This window comes from Acrocarpospora pleiomorpha (assembly GCF_009687885.1).
GTDB classification, from domain to species: domain Bacteria; phylum Actinomycetota; class Actinomycetes; order Streptosporangiales; family Streptosporangiaceae; genus Acrocarpospora; species Acrocarpospora pleiomorpha.
Genome location: NZ_BLAF01000055.1, coordinates 14,546 through 37,441, shown reverse-complemented (window position 1 = coordinate 37,441; position 22,896 = coordinate 14,546). Strand labels below are relative to the sequence as shown.

Annotated in this window: 17 protein-coding genes and 1 pseudogene; 13 read left to right on the top strand and 5 right to left on the bottom strand. The window is 67.5% G+C overall.

What is annotated here, in order from left to right; genetic code table 11:
* Positions 1-3 precede the first annotated feature (3 nt).
* Complete coding sequence (locus tag Aple_RS37500; protein ID WP_155349507.1) at positions 4-1,212, bottom strand: ABC transporter substrate-binding protein; 1,209 nt, start codon at positions 1,210-1,212, stop codon at positions 4-6.
* Between the two features lie 261 nt (positions 1,213-1,473).
* On the opposite strand from Aple_RS37500, the gene Aple_RS37495 reads away from it, so the two are divergent.
* The 6 genes from Aple_RS37495 to fahA all read left to right on the top strand — a co-directional run bounded on the left by Aple_RS37495 (position 1,474) and on the right by fahA (position 8,121).
* On the top strand, positions 1,474-2,433 hold the full coding sequence (locus tag Aple_RS37495) for an MBL fold metallo-hydrolase (protein ID WP_155349506.1): 960 nt from the start codon (positions 1,474-1,476) through the stop codon (positions 2,431-2,433).
* A gap of 13 nt (positions 2,434-2,446) precedes the next feature.
* Positions 2,447-4,048, top strand: a complete 1,602-nt coding sequence (locus Aple_RS37490; protein WP_155349505.1) for an FAD-dependent monooxygenase — start codon at positions 2,447-2,449, stop codon at positions 4,046-4,048.
* Between the two features lie 35 nt (positions 4,049-4,083).
* Positions 4,084-4,635, top strand: a complete 552-nt coding sequence (locus Aple_RS37485) for a MarR family winged helix-turn-helix transcriptional regulator (RefSeq protein ID WP_246265022.1) — start codon at positions 4,084-4,086, stop codon at positions 4,633-4,635.
* Positions 4,636-4,793: 158 nt separating this feature from the next.
* A complete protein-coding gene (locus Aple_RS37480; RefSeq protein WP_155349504.1) occupies positions 4,794-5,990 on the top strand; it encodes a homogentisate 1,2-dioxygenase in 1,197 nt (398 codons plus the stop codon).
* Complete coding sequence (locus tag Aple_RS37475; RefSeq protein WP_155349503.1) at positions 5,987-6,952, top strand: hypothetical protein; 966 nt, start codon at positions 5,987-5,989, stop codon at positions 6,950-6,952. Before Aple_RS37480 ends, Aple_RS37475 begins: the two co-directional genes overlap by 4 nt.
* Positions 6,949-8,121, top strand: coding sequence for a fumarylacetoacetase (gene fahA, locus Aple_RS37470; RefSeq protein ID WP_155349502.1), 1,173 nt, complete (start codon positions 6,949-6,951; stop codon positions 8,119-8,121). Before Aple_RS37475 ends, fahA begins: the two co-directional genes overlap by 4 nt.
* 112 nt (positions 8,122-8,233) lie before the next feature.
* On the opposite strand, the gene Aple_RS37465 is transcribed toward fahA, so the two are convergent.
* Complete coding sequence (locus Aple_RS37465) at positions 8,234-9,238, bottom strand: LacI family DNA-binding transcriptional regulator (RefSeq protein WP_155349501.1); 1,005 nt, start codon at positions 9,236-9,238, stop codon at positions 8,234-8,236.
* A 220-nt stretch (positions 9,239-9,458) separates the two neighbouring features.
* On the opposite strand from Aple_RS37465, the gene Aple_RS37460 reads away from it, so the two are divergent.
* The 6 genes from Aple_RS37460 to Aple_RS37435 all read left to right on the top strand — a co-directional run bounded on the left by Aple_RS37460 (position 9,459) and on the right by Aple_RS37435 (position 19,903).
* On the top strand, positions 9,459-10,712 hold the full coding sequence (locus Aple_RS37460) for an ABC transporter substrate-binding protein (RefSeq protein WP_155349500.1): 1,254 nt from the start codon (positions 9,459-9,461) through the stop codon (positions 10,710-10,712).
* A gap of 65 nt (positions 10,713-10,777) precedes the next feature.
* A complete protein-coding gene (locus Aple_RS37455; protein ID WP_155349499.1) occupies positions 10,778-11,665 on the top strand; it encodes a carbohydrate ABC transporter permease in 888 nt (295 codons plus the stop codon).
* Positions 11,655-12,497: a carbohydrate ABC transporter permease gene (locus Aple_RS37450; RefSeq protein WP_155349498.1), complete on the top strand. Its 843-nt coding sequence runs from the start codon at positions 11,655-11,657 to the stop codon at positions 12,495-12,497. Before Aple_RS37455 ends, Aple_RS37450 begins: the two co-directional genes overlap by 11 nt.
* Before the next feature lie 18 nt (positions 12,498-12,515).
* Positions 12,516-14,036 carry an arabinosylfuranosidase ArfA gene (gene arfA / locus Aple_RS37445; protein ID WP_246265021.1) on the top strand — a complete coding sequence of 507 codons (1,521 nt, stop codon included), beginning with the start codon at positions 12,516-12,518 and terminating at the stop codon, positions 14,034-14,036.
* A gap of 24 nt (positions 14,037-14,060) precedes the next feature.
* Positions 14,061-17,966: an alpha-L-arabinofuranosidase family protein gene (locus Aple_RS37440; RefSeq protein ID WP_155349497.1), complete on the top strand. Its 3,906-nt coding sequence runs from the start codon at positions 14,061-14,063 to the stop codon at positions 17,964-17,966.
* Positions 17,967-18,481: 515 nt separating this feature from the next.
* Positions 18,482-19,903 carry an ATP-binding protein gene (locus Aple_RS37435; protein ID WP_155349496.1) on the top strand — a complete coding sequence of 474 codons (1,422 nt, stop codon included), beginning with the start codon at positions 18,482-18,484 and terminating at the stop codon, positions 19,901-19,903.
* 160 nt (positions 19,904-20,063) lie between these two features.
* Here the strand turns inward: Aple_RS37435 and Aple_RS37430 are convergent, their stop codons facing one another.
* The 3 genes and pseudogenes from Aple_RS37430 to Aple_RS37425 form a co-directional block, all read right to left on the bottom strand.
* Positions 20,064-20,285: a tyrosine-type recombinase/integrase gene (locus Aple_RS37430; RefSeq protein ID WP_155349495.1), complete on the bottom strand. Its 222-nt coding sequence runs from the start codon at positions 20,283-20,285 to the stop codon at positions 20,064-20,066.
* Positions 20,275-20,430 (bottom strand): annotated as a pseudogene (locus Aple_RS56655) (IS256 family transposase); the annotation flags it as partial. The gene Aple_RS37430 and the pseudogene Aple_RS56655, both read right to left, overlap by 11 nt.
* Positions 20,431-20,781: 351 nt before the next feature.
* The gene (locus Aple_RS37425) at positions 20,782-21,201 is read right to left on the bottom strand and encodes a transposase family protein (protein ID WP_155349494.1); all 420 of its coding nucleotides are present in this window, start codon (positions 21,199-21,201) and stop codon (positions 20,782-20,784) included.
* A gap of 950 nt (positions 21,202-22,151) precedes the next feature.
* Here Aple_RS37425 and Aple_RS37420 point away from each other — a divergent pair.
* Positions 22,152-22,853, top strand: coding sequence for a CATRA system-associated protein (locus Aple_RS37420; protein WP_155349493.1), 702 nt, complete (start codon positions 22,152-22,154; stop codon positions 22,851-22,853).
* Positions 22,854-22,896 lie beyond the last annotated feature (43 nt).

The following is a 22,896-nucleotide window of genomic DNA, read 5'->3' as shown; positions in this document are numbered from 1 at the left end:
CACCTACTCGGCCGGCTGGAAGGGGTTGACCGCGTTGTCACGCAATAGCGCGATCTTGCCGTCGGCGATCTGCCCGTACCAGACCGTCGGGTTGAACAGGCGCGGCCACGTATCAGCGGTGCCGGCGAACGGCTCGGTAGTGTTCAGCGGCGGCGCGATGGCGCTCAGATCACCATCGGTCAATCGGTCCATCGCGGCTGCCACGGTCGCCGGGGTGATCTCATCGAGTGTCGCCGCGACCTGCGCGAACAGATGAACCGCCAACCAGGCGTTTGTCGCCGTGTCATCGACATCCGGGGTGATATTTGCAGCTTTCATCTCCCTCAGCATCTGGTCGATCCCCGGCCCGCCCGCCGACGCAGGGCGCAGCAACGAACACTGGTACAACCTCTCGGCCGCACGACCGAGCTCGGTGAGCTGCTTCGTCGCGAGCGAAACCGACACCAGGTCGGTATCGAGCCCGAGCCCGCGAGCCGTCTTGACCACGCGCGCCGCGGTCACCGGAGCCATTACGAGAACGACGGCGTCGCTCCCTTGCGCTACCTCGGTCATATACGGCGTCAGGTCGGTCGCGTTCGGCGGCAACGCGGTGAATCGTGTGGCCTTCAACCCGCGCGCTGACAACGCCCGCTCCAGCACTATGTTGCCCGCGGCAGACGCGGGCGCCTCGCTGTACAGCACACCGATCTTCTTCACCCCGACCACGTCAGCCAGCAACGCCACCGAGCACGTACCCGCTGACGGAGTACCGCCCACGATGGGATAGCTGAACGGGCTGTCGAAGTCCTCCGGCCCCAATGGGAAGTTGCCGATGGTTGGAAACCTGGCGGCGGTGAAGACCGGTGTGGCGCCCCCAGCGATCGCGTACGTCCCCACGGAAGCCGCATCGCCGTCATTGATCGACGTGCGAGCACACTTCGCGGCTATGTTCGGATCGCCCTGCGTGTTGCACACCGTCAGCTCCAGCGGCCGACCGTTGATACCGCCGTCACGGTTGACGGCTTCGACCGCGGCGACCGCCGCGTCACGCAACTGCGGCGTGGTCACGCCCAGCGCCGGCGCATCGATGTCACCCACCAACGAGATCTTGACGGGCTCCCCTGACAGGTCCTTCGACGCCCCCCTGTCGTCCGAGCCGCCGCAACCAGCGACTACACCGACGAGCGCCGCCGAAGCGGCGATACAAATGAAACGGCGATACCAACGAAACATCGTCGTGCTCCAGACGTGCTTCCCCAATGGTCTTGGGAGAACGGACCCGCTCGAACTGGTCCTGCGATTTTGTGGAGAGTAATGTAGGACAATCTCGTCCGTCAATAGCTTGGACGGGGTGGCTCGACGCGTCCACGACGGCCGGGTCGTCGCGCGTGCCGATCGCTGACGCGCCCCTGGTGTTCTCGGTCGCCCACCTCTATAGTCCCCAACTAGTTAAACCTTTGATCGTCTCGCCGAGGTGACCCTCAGGAGGAAGAAATGGCCAAACCGTTCGCGTCGTCGCAGGACACCGCGGCCAAGGAGCAGACCCTGGAGGTACTGGCCGACGGCGTGTACGCGCTGACCGCCGAAGGCGACCCGAACGTCGGGGCCATCGAGGGCGAGGACTTCCTGGTGTGCTTCGAGGCGCTGGCCACCCCGGTGGCCGCCGCCAAATGGCTCGCGAAGCTGCGCACCCACACCGACAAGCCCGTCCGCTACCTGGTACTGAGCCACTACCACGCGGTGCGTGTGCTCGGGGCCAGCGCGTTCGACGCCGACGTGATCGTCGCGCACGAGAACACCCGCGCGCTGGTGGCCGAGCGCGGCATGCAGGACTGGGCCAGCGAGTTCGCCCGCATGCCGCGCCTGGCCGAGGCCGCCGACTCCGTGCCCGGACTCACCTGGCCCACGCTCACGTTCTCCGACCGCCTCACCATCGACCTCGGCGGCGACCGCGGCGACCTCGTACTGCAGTACCACGGGCGCGGCCACACCGAGGGCGACATCACCGCGTGGTTGCCCCGGCACAAGATCCTCTTCGCGGGCGACCTCGTCGAGTCCGAGGCCGCCCTCTACACCGGCGACGCCTTCCACCGGGAGTGGGCCACGAGTACCCTCGACCGCATCGGCGCGCTCGGCGCCGAGCAGCTCGTCGGCGGCCGCGGCGACGTGAGCGTCGGCCGCGCCGCGACTGACGCGGCGATCACGAAGACCCGCGGCTTCCTCGAAGTGATGATCCGTGAGGTGGGCGCGGTGCAGCAGCGCGGCGGCACCCTGAAGGAGGCGTTCGAGGCCACCCACGCCGCGCTCGTCGACGACTTCGGCAGCTGGCCGATCTTCGAGCACTGCCTGCCGTTCGACGTCTCCCGGCTGTGGGACGAGCTGTCGGGCATCGAGCGCCCCATCATCTGGACGGCGGAGCGCGACCAGGAAGTCTGGGCGCAGCTGCAGGGCTGAGAGGACACCGGAGGTGCCGACCACATCCTGGCCCCACGCCCCGGTCGCCGTCATCGGCGCCGGTCCGGTCGGGCAGACCACAGCGCTGCTGTTGGCGCGCTGGGGGGTGCCGACCGTCCTGCTCGACCAGCGGCCAGCGCGCGACGCCATCGGGTCCAAGGCCATCTGCCAGCAACGCGACGTGCTCGACGTGTGGGAGGCCGTCGGGGCAGGCGAGCAGATCGCGGCCGAGGGCCTCACCTGGACCACAGCCCGCACGTTCCACCGCGACGCCGAGCTGTTCAGCTACCGGTTCGAGGAGCCGGGCAAGCCGGCGTTCCCGCCGTTCGTCAACATCTCCCAGACCCGCACAGAGCAGATCCTCGACGAGCGCATCGCGGCCGAGCCCCTGGTCGACCTGCGGTGGGGCCACCAGGTGCTCGACCTCGTCCAGGACCCGAACGGGGTGACGGTCGGCTGCCTCGCCGACGGCGATCCCGTCGAGATCGACGCGTCATACGCCGTCCTGTGCGCGGGCTCGCGCAGCGACGGCCTGCGCAGGCTGCTCGGCATAGAGTTTCCCGGCCACTCCTTCGACGACCGCTTCCTCATCTGCGACATCCGCGCCGACCTGCCTGGCTGGGCCGACGAGCGACGCTTCTACTTCGATCCCGGGTGGAACCCCGGGCGGCAGGTGCTGATCCACCCGTGCCCCGGCTCGACGTTCCGCATCGACTGGCAGGTGCCGGCCACGTACGACCTGGCCGCTGAAGTGGCCTCCGGTGCACTGGACGAGCGCATCCGGAAGATCCTGGGCGAGCAGCCCTACGAGATCGTGTGGAAGTCGGTGTACCGCTTCCAGTCGCGGGTCGCCGACCGGATGCGGGCCGGACGTGTGCTGCTCGCGGGCGACGCCGCGCACCTCGTCTCCCCGTTCGGGGCGCGCGGGCTCAATTCGGGCGTCGCCGACGCGGAGAATGCGGCGTGGAAGATCGCCTACGTCGGGCACGGCTGGGCCGACGACGCGCTGTTGGAGTCGTACCACGACGAGCGGCACGCGGCGGCGCAGGAGAACATCGCGATCACGACCGCGACGATGGACTTCCTCGTGCCACCCGACGAGGAGCGCGCCCGGCACCGTGCCGACGTGCTCGCCCGCGCGGGCGCCGACCCGCAGGCCCGCGCCGCCGTCGACTCCGGACGGCTCGCCGAACCGTTCTGGTACGTCGACTCGCCGCTGACCACGCCCGATCCGCGCCGCCCCTTCCACGGCAGGCCCGCGCGCGGGCAGGCACCGCAGGCCGGGCCGGGCGTGCTGCTGCCCGACGCGCCGGTCCGGCTGCCGGACGGGCGGGCCGGCCGGATCCGGGAGCTGGCCCGGTCCGGTTTCCTGCTGCTGGCCGGCGCCGACGTCGGCGCCGACGTGATCGTCGGCGCGGCCGCCACCGCGGGACCAACGATCGTCGCGGCACTGGCCGACCTCGACCCCGACGCCACGCTGGCCACCGCGCTCGGCGCCCGTGCCGACGAGGTGTGGATCGTCCGGCCCGACGCCCACGTCGCGGCGGTGCTCGCGGCCCCGACCGCGGCCGAGGTGAGGGCGGCCCTCGCCAGCGCGACCGCCCGCCCCGCCTGACATCCATCCGAGCGTCACGGCCATAAGATTGCCCTGTGATCCCCGCGAACGAGCAGAACCCGGTCAGCCCCGCCGACCTGGACTTCTGGTCGTTCGTGGCGTTGGCCAACCGCAAGCTGGCCACCGAGTACGGGTTCGCCCACCAGCTGGCCACCCAAGTGCTGATCACGCTCAACCGGGCGTCGGACCTGGTGACCTACGACCTGGAGGCGTCGGTGCACCGGCCGCGCGGCCGGTCGTGGTCGGCGTTCCGGCTGCTGTTCGTGATCTGGCTGGCCGGCCCGATGGAACCTAGCACGGCGGCCCGATTGACGGGGATGAGCCGGGCGGCCGTGTCGAACCTGACCAAGACGTTGATCGGCGACGGCCTGCTGGCGCGCACCGCAGCCGAGCGCGACGGCCGCTCGGTCACGCTGTCGCTGACCGACGCTGGGCAGGCCGAGATGGTCGACGTGTTCCGCGAGCACAACGAGCGCGAGTTCGAGTGGGCCGACGCGCTGACCGAGGCCGAGCAGCGCACGCTCATCTCGCTGTTGGACAAGCTGATCACGGCGGAGCGTGCCATCGAGGTCCGCGGGCGGGCGTAGGACGCGATCCGCGTCGCCACCCTCCCGGGCCCGAGGCCTGCCAGCGCGCGGGACGGGGAGCCACATGCGTCCGAGCTCTTTCGCTCAGTGCCGCTGCGCGCTACGCTGGCCATCGAAATAGTTAACGCTTTAATCAGTTCTTGCGAGGAGGTGACGATATGGCGTACTACCGCTCCGTGGGCTCCGTCCCGCATAAGCGGCACACCCAACACCGCACGCCCGAGGGCGGCCTCTACGCCGAGGAGCTGATGGGCGAGGAGGGGTTCTCGGCCGACTCGTCGCTGCTCTACCATGCGGGCATCCCATCGGCCATCATCGACGCCACGCTGTGGGAGCTGCCCGACCAGACGCTGACGGAGAACCGTCCGCTGATCCCGCGCCACCTCAGGCTGCACACGTTGACGAGCGACGACTGGAAGGCCGTCGATGTGGTCACCGGGCGGCGCCTGGTGCTGGGCAACGCCGACGTCCGCATCTCCTACGTCGCGGCGGGCGAGGCCTCGCCGCTGTACCGCAACGCGATCGGCAACGAGTGCGTGTACATCGAGTCGGGCACGGCGACGGTAGAGACGGTGTTCGGCACGCTGCAGGCGGCGCAGGGCGACTACGTGATGCTGCCGCGGGCCACCACCCACCGGTGGCTGCCGGTCGGCGACGAACCGCTGCGGGCGTACGTGATCGAGGCCAACTCGCACATCGCGCCGCCGAAGCGCTACTTGTCGCGGTACGGCCAACTGCTGGAGCACGCCCCGTACTGCGAGCGCGACCTACACGGGCCGACCGAGCCGCTCGTGGTGGAGGGCAATGACGTGGAGGTGCTGGTGAAGCACCGCGGGTCGCGTGGGGTCACCGGTACCCGCTACGTGTGCCCGACACACCCGTTCGACGTGGTGGGCTGGGACGGTTGCCTGTATCCGTACACGTTCAACGTGGCCGACTTCGAGCCGATCACCGGGCGGGTGCACCAGCCGCCGCCCGTGCACCAGGTATTCGAGGGCCACAACTTCGTGATCTGCAACTTCGTGCCACGCAAGGTCGACTATCACCCGCTGGCGGTCCCGGTGCCGTACTACCATGCCAACGTCGACTCCGACGAGGTCATGTTCTACTGCGGCGGCGACTACGAGGCCCGCAAGGGCTCTGGGATCGCGCAGGGCTCGATCAGCCTGCACCCCGGCGGGCACTCGCACGGGCCGCAGCCGGGCGCGGTGGAGCGGTCGCTGGGCATCGAGTTCTTCGACGAGCTGGCCGTCATGGTCGATACGTTCCGCCCGCTGGAGCTGGGTGAGGGCGGGCTGGCCGCCGAGGACCCCGCGTACGCCTGGACGTGGGCGGGTCGGGGGCCCGCGTCGTGACGGGCGCGCCGGCGCCGGGGCGCATCCCGGCCGTCGTCGCGGGGCTGTGCGACGACGCGGCGATCTTCCCGCCGGGGCTGGCCCCGCTGCCCGCCGCGGTGCGGGCCCACGACGCCGCGACAAGGGAGTGGTACGCGCCGCTGGTCGGCCCCCTCGTCATCGGCGCGGCCGCGGTGCCGTCGCTGCCGCCGCTCGTGGCCGGGCGGGCCGAGCCCCTACCGGTGTCGGTGACGTTCCCGGCCGGCCCGGGCATGGTCGCCGAAGTGCTCGCGGCGCTGGCCGGGATGCCCGTGGCCGTGCGCGCGATCGAGGTCGCCATGCCCGACACGGCGACGGTAGCCGACTTCCTCGCCGCGCTCGCCACCGCCGTGTCCGCCGAGGACCGACGCGACACCGCCGGCACCCCGCCCGATGACATCGAGGCCGGCGACCGCCCCACCCCCGCTGCGACCCGGCCGCCCCGTGGCGTCGACGTCTACGTGGAGATCCCCCGCGACGAGCGCGGCCCGCAGTTGCTCGCGGCCCTGCCGCCGGGCTACCGCGCCAAGTTCCGCACCGGCGGCGTGCGCGCCGACCTCTACCCGGACGAGGTCGAGCTGGGCCGTTCGGTCGCCACCGCCGTTGCGGCAGGGGTGCCGTTCAAGGCCACGGCCGGGTTGCACCACGCGGTGCGCAACACCGACCCGGCCACCGGCTTCGAACAGCACGGCTTCCTCAACCTGCTGCTCGCCACCGACACGCTCGCCCGCGGCGGCAGCGAGGCCGACGCCGTCGCGCTTCTCGCCGAACGCGACGGCGCCACCGTCGCCGGACTGATCGTCGGCCTGGACGCGGAGGTGCGGTGGCGGTTCGTCTCGTTCGGCACCTGCAGCATCGCCGACCCCGTCTCCGAACTGGTCGAGCTGGGCGTCCTCACCGCCCCTGCCGCGACCGGCCCGATCGTGCCAGGAACACCCCGATGACCACCGTCGACGTCCCGGCCGGATCGCCGTTCGGGCCGGAGAACCTGCCGTACGGCGTCTACTCCGTGGGAGGTGGCGCACCGCGCGTCGGCGTCCGGCTCGGCGACTCCGCCGTCGACCTCGCGGCGCTGCTCGGCGACGACGTGTTCGCCGCGCCCTCGCTCAACCCGTTCCTCGCGCAGGGCGCGGCCCGGTGGGCGGCGGTGCGCGCCGCGATCACCGAACGGGTTGCCGGGAAGGTGCCTGCCGCCGCGGTGCACCCAATCGGCGAGGTAGCGCTGCACCTGCCGTTCGAGGTGGCCGACTACGTCGACTTCTACGCCTCGGAGCACCACGCCTCGAACCTGGGCAGGCTCTTCCGTCCCGGCTCGGAGCCGCTGATGCCGAACTGGAAGCACCTGCCGGTGGGCTACCACGGCCGCTCGGGCACGGTCGTGGTGTCGGGCACCGACATCGTGCGGCCGTCGGGCCAGCGCAAGGCCCCCGACGCCGACGCGCCGGCGTTCGGGCCGAGCGTGCGGCTCGACATCGAGGCCGAGCTAGGGTTCGTGGTCGGGGTCGGATCGCCAATCGGGACGTCGATCCCGACGTCGGCGTTCGCCGAGCACGTGTTCGGCGCGTTCCTGGTCAACGACTGGTCGGCCCGCGACCTGCAGGCCTGGGAGTACGTGCCGCTGGGCCCGAACCTGGGCAAGAGCTTCGCCACCTCGGTCTCGCCGTGGATCGTGCCGCTGGCCGCACTGGAGGCCGCGCGCGTGCCGCTGCCGGGCCAGGACCCGCAACCGCTACCGTACCTGCAGGAACAGGAGCCATGGGGCCTCGACATCGACCTGGTCGTGGAGTGGAACGGCGAGGAGGTCGCCCGGCCCTGTTACCGGGAGATGTACTGGTCGCCCGCGCAGATGCTCGCGCACATGACCGTCAACGGGGCCTCGGCGCGCACGGGCGACATGTTCGCCTCCGGCACCATCTCCGGCCCCGGCAAGCACGAGCGCGGCGCGTTCATCGAGCTGACCTGGGGCGGGAAGGAACCCGTCACGGTCAAGGGCGAGGAGCGCACCTTCCTCCTCGACGGCGACAAGGTGACCATCAGTGCCACCGCGCCGGGCCCGGACGGCACGACGATCGGCTTCGGCGAGGTGACCGGACGGATCCTCCCGGCCCGATAGCCCGGCCTGCCCCGCAGCTGGAGAACCGCAAGCAGGCAGACCGCCCGCCGCGACGCCCATCCCGCTCTCCTTGAAGGCGAAGTATCCCGGCGCACGCGCGATCAACGACGGGTCAGGGGGCTGTGCTCTCGTGGATTTCGAGGGTGAACGGGACCGTGACGTCCTGTGGCTGCTGGCCGTCGTGGTCCAGTTGTCGCTTGACGAGGTCGATCGCCGCTTCGGCTATGGCTAATTTGTCGGGCGCGATGGTGGTGAGGCGGGGGGCGCTGTAATTGCCCTCCTCTATTCCGTCGAACCCCACTACGGCCAGGTCCGCGGGGACCCGGAGGCCGCGATCACGGGCCGCGCTGATCGCTCCGATGGCGAGCAGGTCGTTGAAGCAGAAGACCGCGTCCGGCGGGTTCGGCCCGTCGAGGAGGCGGCGCATGGCTCCGGCGCCCTCGGCGCGGCTGTAGGTGGGCGTCGGCACGGTCAGGGCGGGGTCGTCCGGCAGGCCGGCCGCGCGGAGGGCGCCTCGGTAACCGGCGAGTCGCAGCATCGCGGTTCCGTTCTGTCCGGGCTGGTCGCCGATAGCCGCGATGCGGCGCCTGCCGAGGCCGATCAGATGCTCGGTCGCGACCTCGGCGGCTTTGACGTTGTCGATGGCGACGTGGTTGACGCGGGCCCCGAGAGCCCGTTCTCCGAGCAGCACGAGCGGACTGTTCGTGGCGCTGTCCGCGGCGAGGTCCGCGGGATGCATGCCGATCGGGCTGAGGATGACGCCGTCCACCAGCGATCGGTGGGCGGCGTTGATGACGGCGAGCTCGCGCTCGCGGGCACCCGCGGTCTGCTCGATGAGCACGGTCCAGTCGTGCCGGGCGGCCGCGGTCATGACGAGCCCGCAGAGCTCGGCGAAGTAGGGGTTGGTCAGCTCGGGTACGGCCAGCGTGAGGAATCCCGTCCGACCGCGCCGGAGGTTGCGCGCGCCGATGTTGGGCACGTAGCCGAGCTGCTCGATGGCCTCCTGAACCCGGCGGCGGTTGTCGGCGGCGACGAAGGAGTAGCCATTGACCACATTCGACGCGGTCTTGACCGAGACGCCGGCGCGCGCGGCGACGTCCTTCAATGTCACGGCCATCGATGATCCTCGCTTGGGGGGCAGCTGTGTCAGGCTTGACGATACAACGATGTAACAAGACTGAACAGAGGTATTTACAACGTCGTTCCAACGATGGAACATGTCCTCAGCCCGACCCCGGACAAGCAGGCCAGCGCGGGGCTGGCGGCGCAACACAGATCTGATACGGCTCTGCCGTACGAGTCCCCCCGGTGCTGAGCTGGGACGGAAGGTCAACCTCATGAGATCCTCGCTGAAAATTGGCACTGCCCTCGTCGCCGGAATCCTCCTGGCGACGGGATGCGGCTCGACGGCCACGAGCTCCGACCCCGACGCGGTGGTCGAGTTGAGCCTCTGGACCGGCTTCACCGGCCCGGACCGCCCCGCCTACGAAAACCTGGTCAAGCAGTTCAACGCGAGCCACCCCAAGATCAAGGTGACCATGGACGTGCAGCCGTGGGACGCCATCGCCCAGAAGCTTCCCGGAGCCTGGGCCACCGGCCAGGGGCCCGATCTGGCGACGCCGAACTTCGACCCCGGCGTGCTGTTCAACTACGTCAAGACGAACTCGCTGCTCCCGCTGGACGAGGCGGTGGGCACCGGGGACGGCAAACTGAACGCCGGCACCTTCCCCGCCGCGGTGAACACGGCCTTCACGATCGACGGCAAGCTCTACGCGGCCCCGGCGAACATGGCCACGCTGGTCCTGTACTACAACAAGGCGATGTTCGCCGAAGCGGGGCTCCAGGAGCCGAAGACCGCCGATGAGTTCACCGCGGCGGCCAAGCAGCTCACCAAGACCGAGGGCGACAAGGTCACCCAGTACGGCATCTCGCTGGCCGATCACGCGACGATCCAGATGTGGCCGATCCTGCAGTGGATGAACGGCGGCGACATCGTCGACGCGAAGGGCTGCGCGACGATCGCCCAGCCCGCCAGCGTTCAGGCCCTGACGACCTGGGCCGATCTGGTCGTGAAGGACAAGGTCAGCCCGATCGGCCAGACGGGTGCCGACGCGGACACGCTGTTCTCGGCGAAGAAGGCGGCGATGGAGATCAACGGCCCGTGGGCCGCGGCCGGCTTCAAGGAGGCCGGGATCGACCTCGGGATCGCCCCGGTCCCGGTGGGCGCCGGGGGTCCCGTGACGCTGGCGTCGACGGTGCCGCTGGCGGTCGGCAAGTCGACCAAGCACAAGGCGCAGGCGCTGGAATTCCTGAGCTGGTGGACCGGGAAGACCGCGCAGGCGGCCTTCTCCGACGCCTCGGGCTTCCCGCCCGTGCGCACCGATGTGACCTCGAGCAACCCGGTCGTGGCGCCCTTCGCCGCGGGACTGCCGCACGCCCGGCTCTACCTGCCCGGGCTGCCCACCTCGCCGAAGATCGACGCGGACGTCTACGTGCCGCTGATCGGCAAGATCACGCGAGGTGAGCCGGTCGAGGCCGCGGCGCGGTCCGCCGCCGAGGCGATCAACCAGATCACCGGCTGTACGGCGTAGCCGACGCTTCCGGTCCGCCGCCCGAGCGGTGGACCGGACCGCATCGTGCCTGAAAGGAATCGGGAATGACAACGGCCACGCTCACCGGGCGGCGCTGGTTGAACCCTGCGTACGTGTATCTGGCCCCCAGCCTGCTGATCATCGCGGTTTTCATCGCGGAGCCGATCCTGCGCTCCGGCTGGATGAGCCTGCATGACTGGACGGTCGGCGAGGAGACCCACGAATGGGTCGGTCTGGGCAACTACCTCGAACTGTTCGCCGACGAGCGGTTCCGCAACGCGCTGACCGTCACCGGGGTCTACACCCTGGTGACGGTGGCCGGGCAGGTGGTGGCCGGGCTCGCGCTGGCGATGTGGCTGCGCCGTACCACCTGGTTGTCGTCGCTGCTGCGATCGGCGTTCTTCTTCCCGACGGTGGCGTCGTTCGCGGTGGTCGGCGTGGTCTGGAAGTTCCTGCTCGATCCGCAGGTGGGCCTGGTCAACGCGTGGCTGGAGAAGGCGGGCATGACCGGTCCCGGCTGGCTCAGCGACACCAGCCTGGCGCTGGTGACGGTCATGGGCGTCGGGATCTGGAAGGGTGTCGGCTTCAGCATGATCGTGCTGCTGGCCGCGTTGCAGGGCGTTCCGGATCAGCTGATCGAAGCGGCCAAGCTGGATGGCGCGGGCCGGTGGCAGCAGTTCAGAGCGGTGATCCTGCCGGAGTTGCGGCCCGCGCTGCTGTTCACCACGGTCATCGCGACGGTCACCTCGCTCCAGCTTTTCGACCTGGTCTATGTGATGACCGGGGGCGGGCCGCTGTTTCACACCGAGTCCATCGTCGCCTATCTCTACCAGCGCGGCTTCGTCGAGTTCCGGCTGGGATACGCGAGCGCCATCGCCTGGGTGCTCTTCGTGCTGATCCTGGTCGTGTCGATGATCCAGCTGCGGATCGCGAGGAATCACGATGGCGGCTGATACACGTCGCGGGGTGCTCCGGCGTACCGCGGCGGGCGTCTCGTGGCTCGTGCTGATCGTCGCGGCGCTGGCGACGATCCTGCCGTTCCTGTGGATGGTGGGCGTGTCGCTGCGTACGCCGGCCGACCTCTACGCCGATCCCGCCCAGCTGTGGCCGAGCACGTTCAGCTTGGACGGTTACCACGCGGTGCTCACCCAGCTGCCGTTCGTGCGGCTGGTGTTCAACACGTTCGTGTTCGCCGGCGGGACGACCGTGATCCTGGTCTTCCTGGATTCGCTCGCGGGATACGCGCTCGCGCGGTTGCGGTTCCGCGGCCGTCAGGCGATCTTCCTGCTGATCCTGGCCACGTTGATGGTGCCGTTCCAGGTGACGCTGATCCCCGTGTTCCTGACGCTGTTCGATCTGGACTGGCTCAACACCTTCCAAGGTCTGATCATCCCCAGGGCGACCAGCGCTCTCGGCATCTTCATGCTGCGCCAGTTCTTCCTGACGCTCCCCCGCGAGCTCGACGAGGCCGCGCACATCGACGGGGCCAATTCATTCCAGATCTACTGGCGGGTGATCATGCCGCTGGCGAAGCCCGCGCTGGCGTCGCTGTTCGTCATCCAGTTCATGGCGCTGTGGAATGACTTCCTCTGGCCGCTGGTCGTGTCCAGCACGATCGAGATGCGGACGCTGCCGTCCGCGCTGACCCTCTTCTCCAGCCAGTCCGGCGTCGACCACGCCGCGCTCATGGCCGGCGCCGCCATCTCCCTGGCCCCGCTGGCCGTGGCCTTCCTGCTCGCCCAGCGATTCTTCGTGCAGGGCATCGCCACGACCGGCCTCAAATAATCAAGGACAGGAATATCCGTGCTCACTTGCCACGTCACGCTCGATCCCGCGTTCCGGATCGGCACCGTCAACCCGCGTCTGTTCGGCTCCTTCGTCGAGCACATGGGCCGATGCGTCTACGGCGGAATCTTCGAGCCAGGCCATGAGGAGGCCGATGCCGACGGACTGCGGCAGGATGTGCTGAAGCTGAGCCGCGAGCTCGGGGTGACCGTGATCCGCTACCCCGGCGGGAATTTCGTCTCCGGGTACCGGTGGGAGGACGGCGTCGGTCCGGTGGAGCAGCGTCCGCGACGGCTGGACCTCGCCTGGCGGTCGGTTGAGACCAACGCGTTCGGCTTCAACGAGTTCATGACCTGGGCGCGGCGTGCCGAGGTGGAGCCCATGATGGCGGTCAACCTGGGCACGCGCGGCATTCAGGAAGCCTGTGACCTGCTCGAGTACGCCAACCATCCCGGTGGCACCTATTGGTCGGATCTGCGCGTCTCCCACGGCGTGGCGGAGCCGTACGGCATCAAGCTGTGGTGCCTGGGCAATGAGATGGACGGGCCGTGGCAGGTCGGGCACAAGAGCGCGGACGCTTACGGCGCGCTGGCGGCGGAGACCGCGAAAGCCATGCGGCAGGTGGATCCCAGCGTGCAGCTCGTGGCCTGTGGCAGCTCGAACGACCGCATGCCCACGTTCGGCTCGTGGGAGGCGACGATCCTCGACCACACCTTCGACTACGTGGACTACATCTCGCTGCACGCGTACTTCGAGAAGGCCGGCGAGGACCGGGCGAGCTTCCTGGCCTCCGGGCTGGCGATGGATCGCTTCATCGAAGGCGTGGTGGCGACCGCGGATCACGTCGCGGCGAAGAAGCGGTCACGGCGCAAGCTGATGCTCTCGTTCGACGAGTGGAACATCTGGTACGAGAGCCGCTTCGCCGGACACACCAATCTGGAGTGGGCGCAGGCTCCCCGGCTCATCGAGGACGAGTACACGACCGAGGACGCGGTCGTCGTCGGATCGCTGATGATGAGCCTGCTCCGGCACGCGGACCGGGTGGGCGTCGCCTGCCTGGCCCAGCTGGTCAACATCATCGCGCCCATCCGCGCCGAACCCGATCGCCCGGCCTGGCGGCAGACCATCTTCTACCCGTTCGCGCTCACCGCCCGGCACGCGCGCGGCGAGGTGCTGCGCGTCGAGCCGATCACGTCCACCTACGACACGGCACGGCACGGCGACGTGCCGGTCGCCGATGTCGTCGCCACCCATGATGCCGAGAACGGCTATGTCACCATCTTCGCCGTCAATCGCAGCGAGACCGAGACCGTCCTGCTCGAGGCCGCGTTGCGCGCCCTGCCCGGGATGCGGATCATCGAGCACCTCGTGCTGGGCGGCGTTCCCGGCGAGCTGCTCCACAGCAACTCCGCGGACGCGCCCGAGCGGGTCGCGCCGCGCGCCGGTAACGGCGCCGCCATCGACGGCTCCCACCTGCTGACGGCTCCGCTGCCCCCGGCCTCCTGGACCATGCTCCGGCTCGCTCACCCCATCGCCTGAATCCCCCAACCGAAGGAGTTGGTCATGCGCGCCCGATTACGAATCCTGCTCATCCTCTGCATTGTCTCGACATCGATAGCCGTGCCTGGTTCGGCCAGTGCCGCCGGCGCCAACACCATCTCCATCGACGCCTCCGCACCCGTCGGCGTGGTCCAGCCCGGGGTCACCGGCCAGATGATGGAATGGGCGACGGACGGGATGAACGAGGCCTGGGCCGAACGGGTCAAGGACCGCTCGTTCGAAACCGAACGGGTCTCCTCCGCGCGCAGCACCCTCTACGACGGATTCACCGGCACCACGCTCGACGCCTCGAAATGGCAGCCGATGAGCCTGGACACCGCGCCCGCCGGGACCGTCACGGTCGCCGGCGGGAACGTCGCGGTGGCGGGCAGCACGCCCGGCCGGTTCGGCATCATGAGCAACACGGTGCCGGACACCCGGTATGCGACCGTCAGCGTCGAGACGAAGATCGTCTCCTACACCGGCGCGAACGCGATCCTGAGCGTGTACGGCGGCACCGGCGCCGGGGACTTCAGCCATTTCGCCGAATTCGCCATCGATGGCGGGCTGCTCAAGGTGTTCGCCGATGGGCAACCCACCTGGGTCGGGGGCGCGGCGACCACCCCGGCGACGTTGCGGATCGACGTGTCGGGGCTGGCGGGCTCGGCTCGCACCCTCGACTTCTTCTACAACGGCACCCTGGTGCACACCCTGTCCGGCTTCACCATGCTGCCGGGCACCTATCGTGCTTTCCTGTACGGCTGGACGGGCACCGTCACCGCCGACTACCTGGCGCAGACCCCGGACGCCACCTATGACGCCTTCGAGGGGACGGCGCTGTCCCCGCGCTGGACGCCCACCAGGCTCGAGGGCGCCACGAACGGGTCGGTTTCCGTGTCCGCCGGCAAGGTCACCGTGACCGGCGGCGCGAATTCCCGGTACGGCGTGCTTTCCGATTACATCCGCAACAGCGCGGTCGACTGGACCACGATCGACGCCCGGCTGAGCAGCGTCAGCGGCGTCAACGGCCTGCTCAACATCTACGGCGGCACAGGTGCCGGAGATTTCACGAAATTTATGGAATTCGGGGTTGAAGGGGGTCTCGCCCGCGTCTTCACCAGCGACGGCACCGGCAACTTCACCGGCTCCGCGGTCAGCCTGCCGGCCACGTTCACCGTACAGATCAGTCCCTACTGGTCCAACGGACGGCTCTTCAGGTTCTTCGTCAACGGCGTGAAGGTGCACGAGCTAGCCACCCGCTTCGACGTGCCCGCACCGGACTTCCGGCTCTTCCTGTACGGCTTCGGCACCTCGACCACCAGTTGGGACTACGTGAACGTCCGCCAGGTGCACATGCTCGACCGCTGGGACAACCACTTCGAGGGCGGCCCCGGCATCAGCGCGGCCTGGACCAACTCCACCCTCGCCGGAGGCTGGGGCACATCCAGCATGTCCAACAGCCAAATGGTGATCAACGGGGCCGCGAACAGCCGCTACGGCATCATGTCCGCGCCGGTCGGCGAGAGCGACGTCTACGACTACACGGTCGAGGCCAAGCTCGACTCCGTCACCGGCGTCAACGGCCTGCTGAACATCTACGGCGGAACAGGGCGCGGCGACTTCTCGAAATACCTCGAGTTCGGCGTCGAGGCCGGAACCCTGCGCGTGTTCGGGGACGGCGTGACCCCGTGGACGGGCCCCGCGATCAGCCTGCCCGCCGTACTGAGAATCGAGGTCGGCCGGTGGAACGGCACCGGCAGGAACGTGAACTTCTTCGCCAACGGCCGGCTCGTGCACAGCCTCACCAACACCGCGGCCGTACCCAACGGCGACTACTCCGCCTTCCTGTACGGCTTCGGCACCTCGGTCACCACGTGGGACTACCTGACCTGGCGGCGCACCGACGGCTGGACCGAGGACGGCCACGCCGACCAGGCCACCTATTCACAGGACCGGTCCGGCTTCAACGGCGCCTACGCGCAACGCGTCGACATCACCCAGCACACCACCGGCCGCAAGGGCGTCAGCCAGGGCGCCATCGCGGTCACCGCCGGCCGCCAGTACCAGGTCAGCGCCTACCTCAAACAATCCGGGCTGAGCACACCCGTGACGGTCACCCTCGGACCGGACATCGGCGACAGCCCGTCCTACCCCGCCTACGCGAGCACCACCTTCAGCGGCGTCGGCGCGGGATGGACCAAGTTCACCGCCACCCTCACCCCGTCGACCACCGATCCCTACGCCAAGCTCTTCATCGGTACGGCGAGCACCGGCACCCTGTGGATCGACATGGTCAGCGTCATGCCGCTCAACTCGGCGGAGGTCACCCTCGGCGGCTGGCGGAAGGACTTCGTGGACCACCTGACCGCGCTCAAACCGGGGGCGATCCGCTGGCCAGGCGGCATCATCGCCGACAGCTACACCTTCACCGACGGCATCGGGTCTCGCGACAACCGCCCGCCGATGCACTACAACCAATGGGACGCGCTGTGGATGACCAACGACGTCGGCACCGACGAAATCCTCGGCCTCGGCGACGCGCTGGGCATCCCGGTCTACCTGAACGTCAACTGGGGCAGGGGAACCGCGACGACCGCGGCCAACTGGGTCGAATACACCAACGGCTCGACCGGCACGCCGTACGGCGCGCAGCGTGCGGCCAACGGACGCAGCCAGCCGTGGGCGGTGCGCACATGGGAGATCGGCAACGAGGTGTGGGGGTCGTGGACCCCCGGCTGGACGTCCGCGGCCAACTACGCCGCCAGCTACAACACCTTCCGCGACGCCATGGCGGCCAAGGACGCGACGATATCGTTCATCGCCGAAGGCGGTGACGGCACCAACAACGACCAGACGTGGAACACCACGGTCCTGACCACGTCGGGCAGCCGGATGGATCACCTGTCCATCCACTACTACAGCCCGCAGCCGTTGCCGGCCCAGTACAACAGCGCATCCGTCTACCAGGCGTCCGTCGGCGCGCCGGCGGTGATCGCGGACCGCATGAACACCGCCACCGACACGATCCTCGCCAGCGGCGGCGGCCGGGACATCAAGATCGCCGTGACGGAGCACAACGCGATGTACTTCAACGAGGAGCATCGCCGTACCCGCACCGTGGAAGGCGCCCTGCAGGAGGCCGGGCTGCTCAACCTGTTCATGCGCCGAGCCGACGTCAACGAACTGAACGCGGCCTCTGCCCTGGTGAACTTCTGGGACGGCAGCGCCATCCGCCTGGCCAACCGGGGCAGCTTCGTCACCCCCGGCTACCTGGTGCAGAAACTGGCCGCCGACCGGCACGGCCCGCTCCTGCTGCCGACCGGCCTGAGCGGACCGACGTACAACGCACCGGCCCTGGGCAACCTGCCGGCGCGCGCCAACATCCCGATGCTGGACATCACCTCCACCCGCTCAGCGGACGGGACAAAGCTCTACATCTCGGTGGTCAACCGGGACCCGTCCGCCGTACAGACCTCCACCATCAACCTGACCGGAGCCGGCACCATCGGCTCCACCGCGACCGTGAACACCGTCAACTCGGCCGCATACCTGGACCAGAACACCTGGCAGAATCCGACACTGATCCAGACGACCACCAGCACCATCACCGGAGTCGGCGCGAGCTTCGACTACAACTTCCCCGCCCACTCCTACACCGTGCTGACGATCGACATCGGCGCCAGCCCGGTAACCGCACCGACCATCATCGGCCGCGTCACCACAACCGCCGGCGCGGCCATCCCCGCAGCCACAGTCGACGCCGGCGGCGGCATCACCGGCACAACCGACACCAACGGCTACTACCGCCTGACCGCCCCGCCCAGCACCTACTCCCTGACGATCTCCAAGCCAGGCTTCACCACCCAGACCCGCACCAAGGTCGAGGTCTCCACCCTCGGCGCCACTCCCCTACCAGTCCGCCTCTCCTAAACCAACACGCGGTGCCCCGGCCCATCCCGGGGCACCGCGCAACCAGATGAAACGGAACCTTCTGGATGGCCTGTCACGACTACGGGGTGGACGTAGTGATCTTCAATCCACAGGGCTCGATCGCAAGCCAGCTGGCAGTTGCAGGCCGTGCCGCCCGTCTTCTTCCGGCAGCTCAAGGAGAGGGCCGTTGCCGCCGACCAGTTCGCTCCGAAGCTCCAGAACAGCGAAGGCGAAATCCAACACCGGCTGGTGAGGAAAAAGTGAGGCCCCGTCCACTGGGCGGGGCCTGCAACCACTCGACCAGAAGCCGGTGGCGGGTTCGCGCCTATTGAACAGGTCCGCATGAGTAACTGTCAAATTACCGAACGCATCCATCGCAGCTGCTTCACCTCCGGCTGGATGTGTGTGGCCGACACCTATCTCGTGGTACCGCACAACGCCATCCCCCGATACGGCCAAGATGGTAGCGATGGCGATAGTATCTCTATCGATACTATCGGCTACGGGGGCGTGCCATGCGTCGTTTCATCGGGCGGGGCCGGGAGCTGAACGTGCTCCGCGACGCTTTCCAAGCAGTTCGCGATGCCACCGGGTCGGCCAGACCAGGTCAATGCATCCTCATGCGGGGAAGGCGGCGGGTCGGCAAGTCGAGCCTTGTCGAGGAGTTCCTCCGGCGCACCGAGACGCCGAACCTCTTCTTCACCGCGGCGGGCGGTACGGCGAAGGACAAACTCACGGAGCTGCTCGACGCGGTCGCCAGATCCACGCTGCCGGAGCGAGGACTGTTCTCGGAGGAGACCCCGGAGCAGTGGAATTCGGCATTCAGGCTGCTTGCGAAGATCCTGCCCGATGACAGCCCGAGCGTGGTCGTCATCGATGAGGTTCCGTATCTCATGGACCGCATCGACGCCTTCGAGGGCATGCTCCAGCGGGCCTGGGACCGCCTGCTGAGCCGCAAGCCGGTACTTCTCCTCCTGGTCGGATCCGACCTGTCGATGATGGAGGCGCTGAACAGCTACGACCGCCCCTTCCATCAGCGTGGCCGGGAAATGGTCGTGGGGCCGCTGAACCCGGCCGACATCGGCGAGATGCTCGGCCTTGCGCCGGCGGCCGCCTTCGACGCCGCCCTGATCACGGGCGGCCTCCCGCTGATCTGCGCGGAATGGCAGGCCGGAGCGGACGTCTGGGAGTTCCTCCGCGACTCGCTGGACAACCCCATCTCGGCGCTGCTGGTCTCCGCCGAGCGCTCACTGGCCGCGGAGTTTCCACCGCAGGCGATGAGCAGGGAAGTCCTGCGGGCCATCGGAGCCGGGGAGCGCACCTTTACCAACATCGCGCGCGCCGCCGGCGGCATCGCCCACACCACTCTCACTCGAGCTACGGATGTCCTGACCGAGAAACGGGTGGTGGCAGCCGAGTTGCCAGTCTCGCTGCGGCTGTCGAAGGAACGCCGCTACCGAGTGGCCGATCCTTACCTGCGGTTCTGGCTCGCGTTTCTGGATCCGCACATGGCGGAGATCGAGCGGATGAGGGGAGATCTCACTCTGAGCCGGATCAAGGAGCAGTGGACGAGCTGGCGGGGCCGCGCGATCGAGCCCCTCATCCGGGAATCCCTCGCCCGTCTCCTGCCGGACGGGCTCCTGCCCGCCACCCCGGCGATCGGCGGGTACTGGACCCGTAGCAATGACGTCGAAATCGACTTGGTGGGCGCCGACCGGCAACCGGTGGCCAAGCAGCTGCTCTTCCTCGGCTCGATCAAGTGGCTGGAGAATTCCGCGTTCGACAGCCACGACCTGGCCGCGCTGCAGAAGCACCGGGCGGCGATCACCGACGATCCGGTACCGCTCGTGGCGGTCTCCCGCAACGGGACCAGCTGCTCCGGGCTCCAGGCGGCGTACGGCCCCGAGGAACTGCTCAGCGCCTGGCGCAGGACGTGAGCAGGGGCCGGAATGCTCCGGTCGATCGCGTCTTGGAGTGTCTGATTCCCCGCGGTTGTCCACCCCCCGCGCACATGCCCCTGATAGACGGTCTGGGTCACGTGCGTGCTTCCGTGGACTACAAGGCCACTGATGTCCTCTAGCGGGAAGTCGTGCGCGCTCAGGATGGATCCGAACTGTGCCGCAGTTCGCGCGGTGTCCAGTCCTCTCCGAGACCTGCACACTTGGTGATCTTCTGAAACTCCCGCCGGACGGTCCAGCGGTCGAGCGGTGTCCCGTCCTCGCGGCAGAAGACGAGACCGTTGTCCTGCCATGCTTCCCGGCCTTGAGCTTCTGGGCGGCCTGCCGCGCGTGATGCCGACGCAGGGTCGTCGCTGTCCATACTCGGCTCCGCACTCGGCGTCGGCCTGGGCCAACATCAAAGCCTCGGCTATCGTCTTCACCATGGACCGCAACAGATCCGGGTCTCTGGTCTCAAGTTCGCGTGCCAGCCAGCCGACGGGGTCCACACTGTCGTTCACGGCCATCGCGTTGTCTCCTTCGATCTTGGTACCGCTACCGGAAGGATCCTGCGATGGCCGTCCACATTTCACGACACCACGCCTGCTACCAGCGGAAGCTCTTACACCGCCTCCGTGGACGCAAACCACGCTCTGCGTCCAGACACAAGCTGTAGTTCTCGGTGACCATGTCTCCTTTCTTGATCGCCTCGCGGACTGGTTTGCGCCAACGGCGTACCACAATGCAGTGCAGTGCAGTGTGGATTGATCCGACATCTCCAACGTCGCGATGAAATCGGCGATGTCCGCGGCGCAGGGGCGGATTCATCCACGCCCAGCACCCGGGTGTGCCGGTGGCGGGTCCAGTCAGGGCGCGGATCAACCGCAGCAGGGGCATCGCGCTGGACAGCTGTGCGGACACGTGAGGGCCCGGACTCCCAAGGCCAGTGCCAGCGCGGTGAGTACCGCACCGAGTCCTGGGCTGTGCCGCCCATGCCCGACGGTCACACCGGGCACCTGCTCGGCGAAAATCTGCTTCTCGCACGCGGCGTTGAGGCAGAAGAACAGGCGGACCCGCAGATGGATGAGCGTTTCCCTGCTGCCGGTCGCGGTATCACCGATCCTGCGCCGGTAGCGGTTGTGCACACGCTTTGAAGCCAGGCCACAGTTCGGGCAGAGGGCGTGGACGAGGTGGGTGCTCGCCTCAATGCGGACCGACCGTCCGGCCGACGACACGCGATCGATCCGCACATGATGCAGGTGAGGGAAAACAACGCTCGACAGCTCACTGACAGACATCCGACATGATCACGAAGGCAGACCTGCGTCGCACGAGATCACCAAAGTGGGGCAGAGCGACGATTGGCGCACCGTTGACAATCAGGCCCTCGCTCAGGCGGCTCCGCTGCGCGCGATCCCAATTCCGATCACCGATCCAGAGCGAATTGCCGACCTGAACATAGGCCGACGAGACAGACTCGGCGGAGTCCCACACGAGTATCTACATACCACTTGAACTGCATGGATGATGTTTTCGGCAGGCATGGGGTTACGTTCCACCGACACCATGATATCGGCGCGGTCCGTCGCTAATGTGCCTCACCAGGCCAGTACGGCCACCCCGGTGAGTGCTTTCCTGCGGGAACTTTAGCCACCTGGGTCCGCAGCTCTCATGACTCTGGGGTCTGGCCCGGCGTCTGAGTGTCGGCACAGCTCTTCTGCCTCATGTTCCCAAACGACAGCGATCGTGGAGCGTTTTCGCCCAATCTACGTCAGGATCGTGACTCCACACATCAAGGAGGGCAGACTGGCCCAGGGCCATCGGTGTCCTTTCCCACGTGCTACTTTGGCAGGTCACGCAGAGACCCACACGATGCTTCGTTTGCTGCCTGGTGGATGCATCAACAGCTTGGAGTTACACCAATCCACGTTACCTAGGGGCCGTAGCTTGGCGACAAACGGCGAGCACATGTAGCGAACCTATGTGATAATCAGGACAGAAGGCATAACAACTACGACAAATATGGCCCAAATTCTACGGATAGCAAGTTCGATAGGCGCAGCTGTTTGATCAGACCGAGGTGTCGTGTCTTGTACTCTGTAGACGATGCGCTAAACGAGGAGAAATGACTGCTGGCCATCGAGACTCGAGGCAATATCAAGCCCCCAGAGATCGAATCTTTCAAGCTTGCTGCGATGCAATGCAGCCATGCGGTTTCTTGATCACCAAATCGGAACACCACTCAGGGATGATTCAAGCTGAATCTACAGATGGGCAGTACTCCGATACACGCGATTTAAGCTTCTTCGAAGAGATAATGGTGTCATTTGTCCTGAAGCGCTGGCTCTCAAAGTTCAAGGAGAAAATTTCAATTTCAGTCACCGACGATGGATGGGTGCATGTTGAAAGCGTCTCTCAACCAAGCACCGTGATCATCGACCAAGGAAGGAATGTGGGTAATGTAATCAAGATTTGGCGGAAGCTCGATGAATATCTTCTGAATTCGCGAGGAGTTGTAATAGACAGTAGTGTTACAATTACCGGCAATACTGGTTCCGTCCAGAACGCCAGCCCGCATGCCCAGCAGCAAAACAATAGTCCCGCTAGCCGCCAAACCATTCACATGGGTGAGCACCTGGATGAGCAAGAGATGGCCGCTGATACTCTAGCAATTCTCAGTGATCTGCTGCTCTGGCGAACCTCTCTAAAGCGATGGGGACGAATCGAACAGATCTTGGCCCATATGCAGGCGGCCTTCGCTGACAGCAATATGACAACAGCCTGGAGTGCTGTTGCAGACCTTGCCCTAGCAGGAACTACGCGGAACACACGAATCGGGGACACGCCGACTGTACCTCCACCGGCAGCGGTTCGGGATCGTGTAAGTCAAATGATACATTCCCTAGACGGAGATATGGAACGCTCATCAGGGGACCCCGGTGTGGGCTAAGCCGAATCTAACGATACAATGTCCCGGCCCAGGTCGTTCGATT

Coding starts and splice junctions, on each gene's coding strand:
- Aple_RS37500 (WP_155349507.1), bottom strand. CDS start 1,212: ATGTTTCGTTGGTATCGCCGTTTCATTTGTATCGCCGCTTCGGCGGCG.
- Aple_RS37495 (WP_155349506.1), top strand. CDS start 1,474: ATGGCCAAACCGTTCGCGTCGTCGCAGGACACCGCGGCCAAGGAGCAG.
- Aple_RS37480 (WP_155349504.1), top strand. CDS start 4,794: ATGGCGTACTACCGCTCCGTGGGCTCCGTCCCGCATAAGCGGCACACC.
- fahA (WP_155349502.1), top strand. CDS start 6,949: ATGACCACCGTCGACGTCCCGGCCGGATCGCCGTTCGGGCCGGAGAAC.
- Aple_RS37465 (WP_155349501.1), bottom strand. CDS start 9,238: ATGGCCGTGACATTGAAGGACGTCGCCGCGCGCGCCGGCGTCTCGGTC.
- Aple_RS37460 (WP_155349500.1), top strand. CDS start 9,459: ATGAGATCCTCGCTGAAAATTGGCACTGCCCTCGTCGCCGGAATCCTC.
- Aple_RS37455 (WP_155349499.1), top strand. CDS start 10,778: ATGACAACGGCCACGCTCACCGGGCGGCGCTGGTTGAACCCTGCGTAC.
- Aple_RS37450 (WP_155349498.1), top strand. CDS start 11,655: ATGGCGGCTGATACACGTCGCGGGGTGCTCCGGCGTACCGCGGCGGGC.
- Aple_RS37440 (WP_155349497.1), top strand. CDS start 14,061: ATGCGCGCCCGATTACGAATCCTGCTCATCCTCTGCATTGTCTCGACA.
- Aple_RS37435 (WP_155349496.1), top strand. CDS start 18,482: ATGCGTCGTTTCATCGGGCGGGGCCGGGAGCTGAACGTGCTCCGCGAC.
- Aple_RS37430 (WP_155349495.1), bottom strand. CDS start 20,285: ATGGACAGCGACGACCCTGCGTCGGCATCACGCGCGGCAGGCCGCCCA.
- Aple_RS37425 (WP_155349494.1), bottom strand. CDS start 21,201: ATGTCTGTCAGTGAGCTGTCGAGCGTTGTTTTCCCTCACCTGCATCAT.
- Aple_RS37420 (WP_155349493.1), top strand. CDS start 22,152: ATGATTCAAGCTGAATCTACAGATGGGCAGTACTCCGATACACGCGAT.